The sequence below is a fragment of the Chryseobacterium vietnamense genome (assembly GCF_031454475.1).
GTDB lineage: Bacteria > Bacteroidota > Bacteroidia > Flavobacteriales > Weeksellaceae > Chryseobacterium > Chryseobacterium vietnamense.
The window spans coordinates 562,200-577,308 of record NZ_JAVDQX010000003.1 but is presented as its reverse complement, the minus strand read 5'-3'; the positions used below and the strand labels follow the sequence as shown (position 1 = coordinate 577,308).

Here is a 15,109-nt window from a genome sequence, read left to right as displayed (position 1 = left end):
AATAAAAGAAACTATATTGCTTCCTTATGCTTTTTACGGTAAGCATAATGGAAAATTATGGGCAGTACTGTAAATGACAGCAACATACAGATGATCAGTCCTCCAACAATCATAATAGCTAACGGTTTCTGAATTTCAGAGCCCATTCCGTTTGACATTGCTGCAGGGAGAAGTCCCATAGATCCCATCAGGGCAATCATCACCACCGGACGGATTCGGCTCTTCACTCCCTGCGCAATGGATTCTTTGAGTGACATTCTGTTTTGCAGATTCTCTTTCATCACCCCGATCAGAACGATACCGTCTATAGTGGCCACTCCGAAAAGAATGATAAATCCGATTCCTGCTGAGATCCCGAAGATGGTTCCTGTAAACCAAAGGGATAAAAACCCTCCGATAAACGCAAATGCCAGTGTAATGGATGAAATCAGCGTATCTTTTATGTTTCCGAAGTTGAAATACAGCAGCATCAGAATAAGAACTAAAGAAATCGGTACTACCATAGCCAGCTGCTTTGCGGCTCTTTCTTTACTTTCAAATTCTCCGGCCCAGGTCATTTTATGTTTTTTCGGAAGCTTTACTTCCTGATCTACTTTCGCTTTGGCCTCTTTGATGGTACTTCCGAGATCACGCCCTTCAATATTGAACCCAACTCCGATGTATCTGCTGTTTCCTTCACGGTAAATAAATGACGGTCCGGTATGATAATCAATGGTTGCAATTTCTTTCAGCGGAACTTTTTTATTGTCCTGAGTCGGGATCAGAATATTCCCCATCTTTTCAGGCGTATCTCTGTATTCTTTTTCAAACCTGAGCATTACGTCAAACATTCTTTCTTCTTCATAAAACTTGGTGGCAGCCTGTCCTCCGATTGTCATTTCAATCACAGCCTGCGCATCTGCCATGGACACTCCATACTTTGCCATTTTGGAATCATGAAGCTGTATTCTCAATTCCGGAAGCCCGATATTCTTGAATACATTGACGTCTGATATTCCCGGAACTGTTCTGATGGAATTGGCTACTTTATTGGCATAATTTTCAAGCTCAAATAAATCATTTCCAAAAATTTTAATGACCAGCGGAGCTTTAACTCCTGCCACATATTCTTCCACGTTATCCTGTATCGGCTGACTGAATCCAAAATTGATTCCCGGAAATCTCTCAAGGGAGAGTCTCATTTCTTCAAGAAGTTCCTCTTTGGATATTTTTTTCTTCCATTCATTTTCCGGTTTCAGCTGAATATTAAATTCGATATTAAAAAATCCGGTGGGATCGGTGCCATCGTTGGGACGACCTGTCTGGGTCATAACAAATTTTACTTCATCATATTTCATGAGAATTTCCTTCATCTCTTTGGTTAACCTAACAGATTCATCCAGATTGACACTGTTGGGAAGGGTTGCTCTTACATAGATCGCACCTTCGTTCAGTTTCGGTAAGAATTCGGATCCGTAATTGGAGAATCTCCAGCCACAAACAGAAAGCAAGGCAACAAAACCAATGATAAATCCTTTTTTATAACGGTCACTGAATTCGTAGATTCTATAGATATTGACTCTGAAGAATCTCGAAATAAAGTTTTCTTTCTCTTCAATATTTTTCGTCAGTAAAAGTTTACACATTGCCGGAACGTAGGTCAAACTTAAGATCAATGATCCTAACAATGCATATCCCAGCGTAAATGCTAGTGGAGAGAACATTTTCCCTTCTACTTTCTGGAAAGAGAAAATCGGCATCAGGGCAACGATAAGAATCAACAGGGCAAAGAAAATATAACCCGCTACACTTCCTGCGCTTTTTTTGATGATTCCCAGTTTTGAAATTTTATTGAATCGCCGCAATCCAATCTTTTTTGCTTTAAGCTCGAGGGCAACAAAGACGTGTTCCACAATAACCAGCGTTCCTTCCAGAAGCAATCCAAAATCCAGCGCTCCCATAGAAATCAGGTTGGCAGGCAATCCCTGAATTTTAAGCATAATAATAGCAAACAGGAAAGCCAAAGGAATTACTGACGCTACAATGAAAGTTGTTCTCCAGTTGTAAAGGAAAATAAACACAATAATGGAAACCAGAATAACTCCTTCGATCAGGTTTTTAGAAACCGTATGCACTGTAGTATTCACAAGCTCCGTACGGTCGATGATCGGAACAATCTGAACATCTCCCGGCAGTTCTCCCCCGTTCAGTTCTTCTATTCTGTCTTTCAGTCTTGCAATAACTTCACTTGGATTTTCCCCACGAAGCATGATCACAATTCCTTCTACAACATCATTTTCTTTATTATATCCTACCTGTCCTAATCTTGGTTTTGCAGAAACTTTTACTTCCGCTACGTGTTTCACCAGAATAGGTGTAGAACCTTTTACTTCGATCTGAATATTCTCAATATCTTCTTTTTTCTCCAAAAGACCAATCCCCCTCACTACATAAGCCTGATCACCTTTTGCTACTACATCTCCTCCTACATTGATATTACTCTTCGAAACCGCTTCATACACATCCAGGGGGGAAAGGTCGTAATTGTGTAATTCCGTAGGATTAATTTTTATTTCATATGTTTTTTCTTCTCCACCAAAGCTTACCACATCAGCCACACCGGGAACGGCAAGCAATTCTCTTTCCACCACCCAATCCTGAATAGCAGTTACTTCTTTGATGGGAAGTTTACTTTTTATAATATACCGATAAATTTCACCTGTAGCACCGGAAGGAGGCTCAATACTGTATTCTGCTCCGGCGGGGAGCTCTACATTTCCGAGTTTATTGGAAGCATATTGCTGGGCATAAAAATCATTGACATGATCATCAAAAATAACTGTCACCACAGACAATCCGAATAAGGAAATGGAACGCACCGAAGTTTTGTTCGGGATGGCATTCATTTCTTTGGAAATGGGTAATGTGACAAATTTTTCAATCTCTTCAGCACTTCTTCCCGGCCATTGGGTAATAACCCTTACCCTTGTATTGGTAACATCCGGAAATGCTTCAATGGGTGTATGCAGATAGGAATAGATTCCTCCGGCCAGCAAAAGGAAGGTTCCCAAAAGAACAATCAAAGAGTTTTTTAACGAGAAGGAAACTATATTCTGTACAAACTTTCGCATTACTTCGTGGAATTATTTAATTGGTTTTTCAGGTTTTCATAGATCAGCAGGCCGTTGGAAGCAATGATATTTTCACCTGGTTTTAAATTACCTTCTACATAGATATATTGACTGTTGGAAGCGATTTCCGTCACCGGTCTGATCTCAAGTTCACAGTCTTTTTTATAAACCACTACATAGCTTTGGTTGTTATCAAAGATTAAAGCCTTTGCAGGAATTGCCAATGCACTTTTGTTTTGTGAATTAATGGGTAATACAACATCTGCGGACATTCCCGGTCTCAGCTTCATTCCATTATTATCCATAATGATTTTGGCTTTGAGGACCCTTTCATTTTCATTAAAAACCTGGGAAATAGTATTGATCTTTCCTGAAAAACTGTCATCAGGATACGCAAGAGTCTTTACCACTACAGGCTGATCTACATAAACATGCCTCATATTGGTGGCATATACATTGGCCATTACCCATACTTTATCCAGATTGGAAATAGTAAACAGCTGATCACCGCCGGCAGTAACAGGCATTCCTTTTGAAATATTCTTTGAAATAACATATCCGTCTGCGGGTGCTTTTATCTGAATCGTGCTTCCTCCTGCAGAATACAGCTGCATATTTTTCTGTGTCTTGGAAATATTGGACTGTAATATCGCAACTTCGGAACGTGCTTCCTGCAAATCTTTCTGAGAGGCAATATCATCCTTATACATCGCTTCTACAGAGGACAGTTTTCTTTTCGCAACAGCCAGCTGGGCCTGTAAGGTCTGCGTATCATCCTGCATTTCATTGACAGCTGTACTTTTTACACTCGCCAGGGTTTGCCCTTTTTTCACATAATCACCAAGTGAGAAATAAGTATCCATCACCACGCCGTCCACAAGGCTTACAAAAGGAACCGTCTTATCCGAATTACTTTCCACTTCTCCGGTAAGCGTAATACTTTCTTCTATGGGAAGCATTTCTGCTTTGGCCAGTTTAATCTCTTTTTTAAGTTCTTTGCTGATGCAATACGTTTTTTCTGTTTCTTTATTTTCTACTTTTCCGGCACAGCCTGTAAAAATAATGAGGGCAGACAGGTAAGCCGCAGCACTGTATTTGGTAATATTTTTGTTCATAGCTTATAAATCTTGTCCTACAACATACTGCAGGTTTTCGTAGTATTGATTAAGTTCTTTTTTAGTATCCAGGATGATCATTTTATTTCCGATGTAGGTATCCAGAAAATCCATATACTCAAGCATGCTGATATTTCTTAGTCTGAAATTTTTCTCGTGGCTTACCAACAAGCCGTCCAGCGTAGATTCGTAATGGTCATCAATCTCTTCGGAAACCTGTTGTGTTCTGATATAATTTCTGAAGACAGAGACAATTTCATTCTCTGATTTCAACATATTTTTCCGGGTCTCCAGTTTGCTTTTCTCAATCTCAAGTTTAGCTTCCTGAATATTTCCTTTGTTACGGTCGAAAATGGGTAGGTCCACAGAAACACCTAATCCTATAAAATCTTTCATAATATTTCCTCCCCGGTCATATCCTATAGAAAGAGTAACATCAGGAGTCTTCATAGCATTCTGAATTTCCAGATTTTTGGCAGCGTGTTTCTCTTTATTTTTCGCGATCATGATATCGGGACGGTTTTCTTTTGCCTTTTCCATCCATTGAGTCACTTCCAGTTCTGAAAGTTGTTTTTCGGGCATAACAAACGAATCTGAAATCACCAGATATGTTTGGGAAGGCAGCATTAATAACGCTTTCAGTTCTACCTGCTGATCTTCAATTTCCTGCTTCAATGAAACCAGTTTCTTTTTGAATTCGATTTCCTGTGCTTTTAAGCGGACATATTCAGCTTTACTGATATTCCCAAGGTTTAATTGATTGTTGTAGGATTTTGTTAATTTCTCAATGGAAGCAATCTGTCCCTGATAGATTTTCTGCTGTTCCTGATTGTAAAGAATTTCAGTAATGGTATTTCTAAGCGTCTTCTTAAGTTCACGTAAAACTTCCTGCAGTTCATACTTCTCTCCTTCCACTTCTATTTTCTGAAGTTCAATATTTTTTCTTCTCTTTCCGGCAGTCTGAATCACCTGTTCTATTTCGGCAGAAATCTGAGTATTCTTTCCCCAGTTTCCGATAAGCGCAGGCTGCTCTTCGATGTCATAGGTTCTCCATAGGTTTACCTCACTGATACTCAATGTGGGATTAGGCCAGTATTTAGCCTGGACAGCTCTTGCCTCTGCTTGTGAAATTTCAAGCTTCTGTGCAATAAGGTCAAGGTTTTTAGCCAGAAAAATAGTTTCAGCTTCCTTTCTGCTGATTTTCATAGTGTCTGAAATCTGTGCTGAAAAGAAACTGAAACAATGAATATAAAATAGTGTAAAAAATAGCTTCTTCAAGGGTCTCTTATTTATGACCACAAAGCTACTTGTCTAATATTAGAGGGAATTGTAAAGAAAATTAAAATTCGGTTAGTCCAACATTAGAGTTTGATTAGAACTTTTTTAAAAACACTAAAAACACAAATCTTTTCACAAATAACACAATTATGAATGGGCAGGAAATTCCAGAAGAACAATGGTTTCCACATTGACCGTAGAATCAATTTTCATGACAATATGATGATGATCACATTATGTTTTGGCTGAAGCCGAAGGGTGTTGAATGCATTTTGTAAGCGGGTTAAAACCCGCTCCTATTGAATATTTTAATCTCTCACAGATTTCACGGATGACATAGATTTTTTAAGATTTAAAATGAATCTAAAATCACCAATTTGCGAGATCTGGCAAATCTGTGGGAGAAAAAATCAGGAATGGGCAGGAAATTCCAGAAGAACATTGGTTCCCACATTGACCGTAGAATCAATTTTCATGACAATATGATGATGATCAAAAATACTTTTTGAAAGTGATAAGCCAATTCCACTTCCTTTCACAGTATCAACATTTTTTCCTCTGTAGAAAGTTTCGGATATTTTTACAAGGTCATCAGCCGGAATCCCTCTTCCTTCATCTCTGACCTCAATATACAGCTGGCTGTTCTTTTCTGATAATGTGATCACTATAGGCTTATCATAGGAATATTTGACAGCATTTTCTACAATATTATATATTGCCAGATACAGCAATGTTTCGTTGCCGGGGAATTCCAGCAGAGCTGGTTTTGTTACCTGAAGATGTATTTTAATGGATGAATTATTTTCTTTTGCTTTAGGTTCTAGTTTTTCATAAATCTTCCAGATCAGTTCATCCACTCTCATCAGCTTATGAGAAGACTCCAGTTTTGTCATTCCGGACATCAGCAAAAGATTGTTGAGAATATTTTCAATCTCATATACATTTTCCAATGACTCTTTAGCCACCGCTTTATACTCTTCCGGCGTTCGGTCTTTTTGTGCAAAGACTTCCAGGTTTCCGGAAATCGCCGCTAAGGGCGTTTTAAATTCATGAGAAACATAATTGATAAAGTTCTGCTGTAAAAGCACGTTTTCAGAAATCCTGCCCAGCAGTTTATTATAAGATTTAATGAGATCTTCAATCTCATCATTGGTATTAGCAGAGGTAATAATTGCGGTAGAAATATTATCATATTCCACTTTATTGATACGTTCTACCACATTGGAAATAGGTTTGTAAACTACCTTGGAAAGATATCTGCTCAGGAAATAAATCGCAAGCAGACCAATGACCAATACCGAAAGCATAATAATAGCCAGTCTCAGGATCTGCGATTGGAAAGAATCGTTGGAGGATTTTACAAAAACCACAAAATCACCCTGGTTGTCCGGATAAAAAATCCCGTAGTAGAACTGGTTATCAGACATAAACTGAATTCCTTTATTAGTCCTGACTGACTGCAAATGGGATAATTTTATATTCTTATCATTCAGATTATGGCCAAAAGTGACTTCATTATTCTGATTATAGACCGCTACCCTGTTATTCTGAATCAGGTGATTGTATTCTTTTTTAATCTGGGCATGACGGTCTTTCGGAAGCTCATCTTTTTCGAGATAATAAATAGCAGAGATCAGGGCCGTATTTCTTAGCTTTTCAAAATAAAAAATCTTGGTACTGTCATAATAGGCAAAAAATATCACCGCAGATGTGATGATAGAAACAATGCCGAATGAAAGGCTTGAAATAAGGGTAAATCTATTTCTGAGGGTCATATTCAGTCTTTGATCAAATATCCGGTTCCTTTTACCGTATGAATAATTTTCTGTTCCGTTTCATCAATTTTATTACGGACATAGGAAATATAAACATCCACTACATTCGTTGTATTATCAAAATCAATTCCCCAAACCTTATGCAGAATCTGGGTTCTGCTCAGCACCTTATTTTTATTCTCCATCAGGAAAGTAAAAAGTTTATATTCAGTTGGAGAAAACTCTATTTCTTTACCGTTCTGCGTTACCTTATGAAGATCGGTATCAATGGTGATATTACCGCATGATAACAATTGATCTTCTTTCTGATAGCTCAGTTTATTTCTTCTGGTTAAGGCTTTAATCCTTGAAATCAGTTCTTCAAAATGGAAAGGTTTTGATAAATAATCATCAGCGCCCATATCCAGCATTTTGATCTTATCATCGGGGCTGTTCAAGGCACTTAAAACCAAAATCGGAGTATAATTTCCTTTAAATCTGATAATCTGGGTAAGCTGCATTCCATCCAGCCCAGGAAGCATAATATCCATTAAAATAATATCAAAATCATAGGTATGAAGAAGCTCACGAGCCTTTTCCCCGGAATCGGCAAGAGTCGTATTATAACCAGCCTCAGAAAGGCCTTTTATAAGGAAATTACTGATTCTCTGATCATCTTCTACCAACAAAATATTCATAAGGCTCGGAAATTTCCCATAAATATAGGTATTCTAATTAAGAAAGGAAGCTGGAGGCTGGAAGAGAGAAGTGCCGGAGCTCTGGTAAATAGTCTCAAACATTTCGTCAGTCTTTTAAAATAGTAGAACAAACAACCGGTATTGCCCATACAGCTTCCAGCCTTTTTTCATAATTTTGGAAGATGGAGATGATATATTTAATTATTGGATTGATTGCCGGTGGCGTTCTGGGTGCGGTTATATTATATTTTGCCTTGAAATCATCAATGGTTTCAAGAAGTTCCTATGACTTGTTGAATACGTTATCTATTAAAACGCAATCTGATCTTGAAAATTCAAACCTGAAAATTCAGGAGCTTAATCAAATCATCAGTAAAGAGAAAGAAGCCAATATGCTGCAACAGGATCTTCTGGATGATCTGAAAAATGAATTTTCTAAAATCTCCGCAGAATATGCTTCTTTAAGCATCCAATTTCAGGAGTTAAAACAAACCAATCAGAGACAGACTTCTCAGATAGAAACCCTTATTCTCGAAAAACAGACTCTTTTTGCTAAAAACTCTGAGCTTTCTGCCAAAAATGAAGGTCTTCAACAGTCACTTGATACTCAGAAAGAGGAAATTGTCAAGATCCAGGAAGATTCTAAACTTCAGTTTGAAAACCTTGCCAATAAAATTTTAGAAGAAAAAACAGAAAAGTTTACGGCTTTAAATCAAAATAACTTAAAAAATATCCTTGAGCCTTTTCAGGAGAAAATCGCTGATTTAAAAAACAAAGTCAACGAAGCCTATGAAAAGGAAAACAAAGAGCGTTTCTCCCTTGCTGAAAAAGTGAAAGAACTGGCGGAACTGAATCAGCAGATTTCTGAGGACGCCAAAAAACTGACCCGCGCACTAAAAGGAGAAAGTAAAACCCAGGGGAATTGGGGCGAGATGATTCTGGAAAGCATTCTTGAAAAATCAGGACTGGTAAAAGGAAGAGAATATTTCCTGGAGCATGAATTACGTGATGAAGACAACAAAGCCCTGTTTTCAGAATTCTCCGGAAAGAAAATGCGTCCTGATGCTGTTGTAAAATATCCCGACGAAAGAAATGTCATCATTGATTCCAAAGTGTCTCTGACAGCTTTCACAGAATTGGTAGATGAAACCGATGCAGATGTTTACGCTATAAAACTGAGCCAACACCTTGGATCGATCAAAAACCATATTAATCAGCTTAGTCAAAAAGCATATGATGACTATGGAAAATCTCTGGATTTCGTGATGATGTTCATTCCAAGTGAACCGGCTTATATTGCAGCGATGCAGGCAGACCAGAATCTGTGGAACTATGCTTACGAAAGAAGAATTCTGCTGCTGAATCCAAGTAACCTGATTACTTCCCTTAAGCTGATTGCCGATCTTTGGAAACGTGAATATCAGAACAGAAACTCCATTGAAATTGCTGATCGTGGAGCCAGACTTTATGACAAATTCGTAGGCTTTGTAGAAAATCTGGAAAAAGTAGGCCGAAATCTGGATCAGGCGAAAAATGTTTATAATGATGCTTACAAACAGCTTCACACCGGAAATGACAACCTGGTGATTCAAACTCAAAAACTGAAATCATTAGGAATTAAAAATAAAAAAGATCTGCCCCAAAGTCTTATCGATAACAGTAATCTTATTGAACCATCAGAAAGCTAAAAACGGAGGTTATGTTTTCATTTACAGCCTATCCATACCCAAAATCCGAATCTTTCAAAGAAATTTTCGTTTCTTCCCTTGGAGCAGGAATTTTGGTGTATCTGTTTTTGATTATTTTTCAACCTTTCGGTACGGAGACCTTTCATCATCCCTATAAGTTTTTATTGCTCTTCCCTTATTGCATTATCTTCGGAACTGCATTTTTTATGGCCAATCTTATAACTTCCCGTTTTACCAACTGGAATATTGGTGCTGAGCTCCTAAAAAAAATTCTCATCCTTTTTTTAGGTTCTGTCCTATCCTACTTTTATAATTCACTATTTTTAAGCCATGTAGAACTGGATCTGGGTAATTATTTTTATATGCTACTTTATTCTCTTGCAATAGGTATTCCTATTTCTATCATATATATTTTATCCAGATATATTTATTTAAAGAATATTCATGAAAATACGGCCCGCGATATTTCTCGGCATCTTCCGGTTTCAGATCTTGAATTACCGGAAACTCTATTAAAAATATCAGCACAGCATACAGAACTAATGATAAGCGAAAATGATTTTCTGTGCGTTCAGTCGATGGAAAATTATTGTACCTTTTATTTTCTAGAGAATAAAAATGTAAAAAAAATATTGGTCAGAATAAGTTTATACAATGTTTTACAACAGATCGAAACTGATGCTGTCAAAAAATGTCATCGTTCTTATATTGTCAATCTTAGAAAGGTACAAGATTTGAAAGGTAACGCGCAAGGTTATAAATTAATTCTTCCGGAACTTGATTTTGAAATTCCTGTTTCAAGAAGTTTTATTACCACAATTATCCCTCAGCTGCAAAAGCGAAGTTCATAAATTTTGTCATTCGTCACTCTTCTTTGTCATTCATCACTTTACCTTGAAAGCATTGATTAAAAGCTACATTTTTGCTCAAAATTAACAAACATGAGTAAAAACATCCGCTTCATTCTAATCTTTATTTTGGGTTTTACCTTCTATTATTTCTTTGATTTCTTCTGTTTCAAAAACATTCAGGTCTTCTCAAAAGAAGTTTTTCACAGCAAAGCTATTTCGCATGTCATTGCATATTCCATTACTTTAATTCCGCTGGTTATTACGTTGAAGATTTTGATTCCCGAAAGAAGTATTTGGGATCTGTTTTCTTTAAATAATCCTATTTTTAAAGGATTTACATTGGCATTTGCCGGAACTCTTCCTATGCTAACCGGATATCTGTTTCATTTTAAAATGCTTACTGCAATCGACTTTGAAGCTCTATTCATCAACACTGTTTCGTCAGCTTTCTTTGAAGAGATTATTTTCAGAGCTTTTCTTATCGGAATTGTGTACAGATTTACCAGGCTTGGTTTTTTATCGTCAGCATTATTTGGTTCGATGCTCTTTGCACAGGTCCATTTATACCAAAGCCATAACATAACAGAACTTGTTGAGATATTTGTTATTACATTTTTGGGTTCAATATTTTTTGCGTGGGTCTACTTTGAATCCGGATACAACCTTTGGACGGCTGTTTTTCTTCATTTTTATATGAATCTGTATTGGGAAATCTTTTCTGTATCTGAAAATGTTTCAGGAAATCTCTATGGAAATATTTATAAAGTCTTTTCTATTATCATCATGATCGCAGTTGTTATCAATTTTAAAAAGAAACATAAAATTCCTGTTGAGATCACGTGGAAAACCCTTTTTGTCAAAACCAGAGAAGTTCAATCATAAATTTTGCATAATTTTGCAGCATGTTGATAGAAAGTTTCCAAAACGATAAAATAAAAAATGTCACTAAGCTCCTTACTGACAATAGATTCCGTAAAAAATCAAAAGTTTTTGTAGTAGAAGGCCAGCAAGAAAATGAAAGAGCCATGCAGTATGATTTTGAACCGCTGGAGTTCTTTATCTGTGAAAATATCTTTAAAGGAACTCTTCCCGAGGGAAAAATCCATTATGTAAGCGAGAAAGTATATGAAAAAATCGCTTACAGAGGAAGTTCTGAAGGAATTATCGGGGTCTACCATGCCAAAGAAAATTCACTTTCAGCATTTGTTCCTAAAGAAAATTCTACGGTAATCATTGTGGAAGGAGTGGAAAAACCAGGAAATCTTGGTGCTATTTTAAGAAGTTGTGAAGCATTTGGGATTGATGCTCTGATTGTTGCTGACGGAAAAACCGATTTCTACAATCCTAATGTGATCAGATCCAGTGTAGGATGTCTTTTCGGGATGGAAGTCTATCAGGCTGAAAATGAAGAAACTTTGGAATTCCTGCAAAAAAACAGCTTCAGTATCTACACAACGTTGATGGACGAAAGTGCTGAAGATCTTTATAAGAGAGATTTCAGACAGCGTTCTGCGGTATTATTCGGTACGGAACATTCAGGGTTAAGCAACTTCTGGATTGGAAAAGGAAAAAACACATTAATTCCTATGGCTGGAAGTATTGATTCTTTGAACTTAAGCAATGCGGTAGCTATTACCTGCTACGAATCTTTAAGACAGAAGAAAGGCTAGATATATTGGGCTATTCTTTATTGAACTTTATTATTAATGAGATTGCTTCGCCTACGGCTCGCAATGACTAAGCATAAAAGAACCGTTTCACTGGGTGAAACGGTTCTTTTATTGTTAAGCGTATGCTAGAATTATTTCTTAGCAGCATCTTTAGCAGCATCAGCAGCTCCTTTAGCAGCATCAGCAGCACCTTTAGCAGCGTCAGCAGCACCTTTAGCAGCATCTTTAGCAACTTCAGCACCAGCAGCAGTAGTAGCAGCAGCAGCATCTTTAGTAGCTTCTACAGCAGTAGTTGCAGCAGAATCAACAACTTTAGCAGCTGAATCAGAAACTACAGCAGCAGAATCAGCTACAGTAGCAGCAGCAGAATCAGTTGTACCTTCAGTAGCAGTAGCTTCAGTTTTTTTACAAGCAACTAGAGAGATTGCAGCGATAGCAGCTACGAATAATGACTTTTTCATAATAAATTAAATTTAATTTTGTTAATATTGTTTTATAAAATTTTCTTCTGTTCTGTTATTTGAACAAGACAAAGGTAGAGCAGTTAGAAAATTTGTCTATGAAAAATAATTGTAATACCTTTGTAAAATAGTTTTACAAAAAAACATAGCTGATAATCAACAATTTAATTATTTTTTGAAAAATTGACAGATTTAGATCTATTACACTTTGAACAGCTAAAAAAGGATGTTCAGGGTCAATACTTAAAAGAATATACCCCTTCGCAGGATGACATATCCAAGTGGAAGGGTATAGATATTATATATTTTCAGGAAGACCTTCGAAAAAAAGCGAAAGGTAACATCAGTGAAAAGTCATTTTATACCTATTTTAAAAATTCACCAGTTACTAAATTACCAAGGATAGATATGCTCAATTTATTGAGTATTTATGCAGGTTACGACTCATGGTACGAGTTCAAAAAGCAACATCTTTTTGCCGGTGAATTACTACAGGAAAATGAAATTCCGGAGGAGGAAGAAATTGATGAACTTGAAAAAACAGTGTCTTCGGCTCCTGAACTACCAAAAACTGAAATTCAGCCCAAAAAAGCTGAAATAAATACCCAGGAAAACATTGATTTACAAAAATCAATTACTGATAATCAGTTATTTACAAAAAACAAGACAACTGCTAATGAAATTGAAATTTCACCTGCTCCGGCAAAGAAAAATTTCTTCAAAAAGAATGCCTGGGCACTCGTTACTTCAGTTTTGATTACCATCACCGGTATTTTAGGATTTAAAGATGTTCTTTTTTCAAAAACTTATAAATATTGCTTCATCGACAAAGACAGAGGAGTTTCTGTAATCAATACCTTAGAAATAATGGTGGTGAAAGAAAACGAATCTCCATTGATGTATAAAATAAAACCGGGCGAGTGTTTTTATTATTCTACCAAGGATAAAAATCTGAAAATGCGAATCAGCGCTCCTTTCTACGAACCATTGGAGGTAAACAGAAACCTTGAAAATGCTCCTGAAGAAGAAAAAATAGAACTAAAGCCGGATGATTACAAGATGGCTGTGTATTATTTCTCTATAAAAGACATCAAAGGCGGGAATCCAGATGAGCAGGTTGCACTGATTAAGCAGAAAAGAAACCAGCTGGAAAATCTGATCAGCAGTAATGCAGTGATCTATCAAGTCTATGATAATGATACTTACGGCATTGAAAGACTGGATAAGCAGAAGTATATCACTCTGGTAACGACTCCAACAACCTCTCTGAAAAACCTGAATGTAATAGAAATGAAAAAGGATATCAAAGGTAAAATTGTATCCATCAAATTTAAAATTGCTACCACAGATGAAAAGAATAAGTAATTTTTTAATTTTCACCGTGCTTCTGACTTTAGTTATTGCCTGTAATAATAAAACCTCAGAGGTAAGCGACCTCGATAAACTACGAAACAGCAACAATGAAAAAAGCTATCCTGCCGTGCAAATGGATAGTATGCAGGCTATTAATTCCATCACCAAACAGAAAGTTCAGGAACTTCTGGATCTTTCTACTCTATATCTTAGCGGAAACAGGAATACGGAAATAGATACTGTTATCTATTCCCAGATGGAAAGCTATTTTCACAAACCGGATTCTCTGACCTTTAAAAAATTACTGAAGGAACTGGACAGCATGAAAGCAAAAACAGCAAAAGTCAGCAACCTGAATGTATATAAAGAGTTTTATAAAAAAGATACATTAGACTACGCCAAGTTCAATGTTGAGTATTTTGATAATAAAAACAAGTCGCTGGGAAGCTTTGAAAAGAATGCACAATATATACTGCTTTCCACTTCCAAGCTTAAAAAAGAGTTTAAATTCTACTTTTTAGATTTTTATTCCAAGCCACTTAAGAAAGACAGTACTTCTGTAGGAGTAACCAGGTAGTCCAGGGGAATATCATTTTCCCAGGTATCATCCACATATTCATCGGGGTCAAAATAATTGACTCCGATTTTTTTTGTCTCTCCGGATATCGTCTGAAACAATCCGTCATAGAAACCTTTACCATATCCTACTCTATTTCCTTCTTTGTCGCAATACAACAAAGGGGTAATCACGTAATGAAAGTATTTTTCACCAGAATCCATATTGGAGACCGGTTCTGAAATCCCCCAATGATTGGTTTCAAAAACGGTGTCTTCAAAGATTTCAATATTAATAAGTTCGTCACCTACAATTTTAGGCACATAGACATGGATATTCTTTGCTAAAAAGTATTGAATGAAGATTTGGGTATCGACTTCCTTTCTTGCTGGAATTGGAATGAAAATGTGTACTTTCTCTGATTCTTTTGGTTTGAAATATTGGATGAAATTTTCAAAAACCTTCTCAGATAACAAGAAAGCCTCATCGGTAGACAAGGCTTTTCTTTTTTGGGTATATTTTTTTCTAAGCTCAGCTTTTAGCATAATTATTAAGTTGTTTTTAACTGAAATAAT

General features: G+C 36.7%; 13 protein-coding genes. 6 read left to right on the top strand and 7 right to left on the bottom strand.

Annotated features, from left to right (window positions below; translation table 11 throughout):
- Positions 1-11: 11 nt before the first annotated feature.
- The 5 genes from J2786_RS16610 to J2786_RS16590 form a co-directional block, all read right to left on the bottom strand.
- Positions 12-3,110 (bottom strand): efflux RND transporter permease subunit, encoded by a 3,099-nt coding sequence (locus J2786_RS16610; RefSeq protein WP_047427546.1) that lies wholly within the window; start codon positions 3,108-3,110, stop codon positions 12-14.
- The gene (locus J2786_RS16605; protein ID WP_047427545.1) at positions 3,110-4,225 is read right to left on the bottom strand and encodes an efflux RND transporter periplasmic adaptor subunit; all 1,116 of its coding nucleotides are present in this window, start codon (positions 4,223-4,225) and stop codon (positions 3,110-3,112) included. Before J2786_RS16605 ends, J2786_RS16610 begins: the two co-directional genes overlap by 1 nt.
- 3 nt (positions 4,226-4,228) lie before the next feature.
- Positions 4,229-5,431, bottom strand: coding sequence for a TolC family protein (locus J2786_RS16600; protein ID WP_310025943.1), 1,203 nt, complete (start codon positions 5,429-5,431; stop codon positions 4,229-4,231).
- 482 nt (positions 5,432-5,913) lie between these two features.
- Positions 5,914-7,278 (bottom strand): HAMP domain-containing sensor histidine kinase, encoded by a 1,365-nt coding sequence (locus tag J2786_RS16595; RefSeq protein WP_047427542.1) that lies wholly within the window; start codon positions 7,276-7,278, stop codon positions 5,914-5,916.
- Between the two features lie 2 nt (positions 7,279-7,280).
- Positions 7,281-7,955, bottom strand: coding sequence for a response regulator transcription factor (locus tag J2786_RS16590; protein WP_047427539.1), 675 nt, complete (start codon positions 7,953-7,955; stop codon positions 7,281-7,283).
- A 182-nt stretch (positions 7,956-8,137) separates the two neighbouring features.
- Between J2786_RS16590 and J2786_RS16585 the strand changes: the two genes are divergently transcribed.
- The 4 genes from J2786_RS16585 to J2786_RS16570 all read left to right on the top strand — a co-directional run bounded on the left by J2786_RS16585 (position 8,138) and on the right by J2786_RS16570 (position 12,164).
- Positions 8,138-9,643, top strand: a complete 1,506-nt coding sequence (locus J2786_RS16585) for a DNA recombination protein RmuC (RefSeq protein WP_047427537.1) — start codon at positions 8,138-8,140, stop codon at positions 9,641-9,643.
- An 11-nt stretch (positions 9,644-9,654) separates the two neighbouring features.
- Positions 9,655-10,494, top strand: coding sequence for a LytTR family DNA-binding domain-containing protein (locus J2786_RS16580; protein ID WP_047427533.1), 840 nt, complete (start codon positions 9,655-9,657; stop codon positions 10,492-10,494).
- Positions 10,495-10,584: 90 nt separating this feature from the next.
- The gene (locus J2786_RS16575; RefSeq protein WP_047427530.1) at positions 10,585-11,376 is read left to right on the top strand and encodes a CPBP family intramembrane glutamic endopeptidase; all 792 of its coding nucleotides are present in this window, start codon (positions 10,585-10,587) and stop codon (positions 11,374-11,376) included.
- Positions 11,377-11,396: 20 nt separating this feature from the next.
- Positions 11,397-12,164: a TrmH family RNA methyltransferase gene (locus J2786_RS16570; protein WP_047427527.1), complete on the top strand. Its 768-nt coding sequence runs from the start codon at positions 11,397-11,399 to the stop codon at positions 12,162-12,164.
- A gap of 131 nt (positions 12,165-12,295) precedes the next feature.
- Here J2786_RS16570 and J2786_RS16565 read toward each other — a convergent pair whose 3' ends face one another.
- Positions 12,296-12,625: a hypothetical protein gene (locus J2786_RS16565; protein ID WP_034694620.1), complete on the bottom strand. Its 330-nt coding sequence runs from the start codon at positions 12,623-12,625 to the stop codon at positions 12,296-12,298.
- Between the two features lie 183 nt (positions 12,626-12,808).
- Between J2786_RS16565 and J2786_RS16560 the strand changes: the two genes are divergently transcribed.
- Entirely contained in the window at positions 12,809-13,990 is a 1,182-nt protein-coding gene (locus J2786_RS16560) for a hypothetical protein (RefSeq protein ID WP_047427523.1), read from the top strand.
- Complete coding sequence (locus tag J2786_RS16555) at positions 13,974-14,555, top strand: hypothetical protein (RefSeq protein ID WP_047427520.1); 582 nt, start codon at positions 13,974-13,976, stop codon at positions 14,553-14,555. Before J2786_RS16560 ends, J2786_RS16555 begins: the two co-directional genes overlap by 17 nt.
- Here the strand turns inward: J2786_RS16555 and J2786_RS16550 are convergent.
- Positions 14,504-15,079 carry a 5-formyltetrahydrofolate cyclo-ligase gene (locus tag J2786_RS16550; protein WP_047427518.1) on the bottom strand — a complete coding sequence of 192 codons (576 nt, stop codon included), beginning with the start codon at positions 15,077-15,079 and terminating at the stop codon, positions 14,504-14,506. The genes J2786_RS16555 and J2786_RS16550 overlap by 52 nt on opposite strands.
- Positions 15,080-15,109: the final 30 nt, after the last annotated feature.

Coding starts and splice junctions, on each gene's coding strand:
- J2786_RS16590 (WP_047427539.1), bottom strand. CDS start 7,955: ATGAATATTTTGTTGGTAGAAGATGATCAGAGAATCAGTAATTTCCTT.
- J2786_RS16565 (WP_034694620.1), bottom strand. CDS start 12,625: ATGAAAAAGTCATTATTCGTAGCTGCTATCGCTGCAATCTCTCTAGTT.
- J2786_RS16610 (WP_047427546.1), bottom strand. CDS start 3,110: ATGCGAAAGTTTGTACAGAATATAGTTTCCTTCTCGTTAAAAAACTCT.
- J2786_RS16600 (WP_310025943.1), bottom strand. CDS start 5,431: ATGAAAATCAGCAGAAAGGAAGCTGAAACTATTTTTCTGGCTAAAAAC.
- J2786_RS16570 (WP_047427527.1), top strand. CDS start 11,397: ATGTTGATAGAAAGTTTCCAAAACGATAAAATAAAAAATGTCACTAAG.
- J2786_RS16595 (WP_047427542.1), bottom strand. CDS start 7,278: ATGACCCTCAGAAATAGATTTACCCTTATTTCAAGCCTTTCATTCGGC.
- J2786_RS16605 (WP_047427545.1), bottom strand. CDS start 4,225: ATGAACAAAAATATTACCAAATACAGTGCTGCGGCTTACCTGTCTGCC.
- J2786_RS16585 (WP_047427537.1), top strand. CDS start 8,138: ATGGAGATGATATATTTAATTATTGGATTGATTGCCGGTGGCGTTCTG.
- J2786_RS16575 (WP_047427530.1), top strand. CDS start 10,585: ATGAGTAAAAACATCCGCTTCATTCTAATCTTTATTTTGGGTTTTACC.
- J2786_RS16550 (WP_047427518.1), bottom strand. CDS start 15,079: ATGCTAAAAGCTGAGCTTAGAAAAAAATATACCCAAAAAAGAAAAGCC.
- J2786_RS16555 (WP_047427520.1), top strand. CDS start 13,974: ATGAAAAGAATAAGTAATTTTTTAATTTTCACCGTGCTTCTGACTTTA.
- J2786_RS16580 (WP_047427533.1), top strand. CDS start 9,655: ATGTTTTCATTTACAGCCTATCCATACCCAAAATCCGAATCTTTCAAA.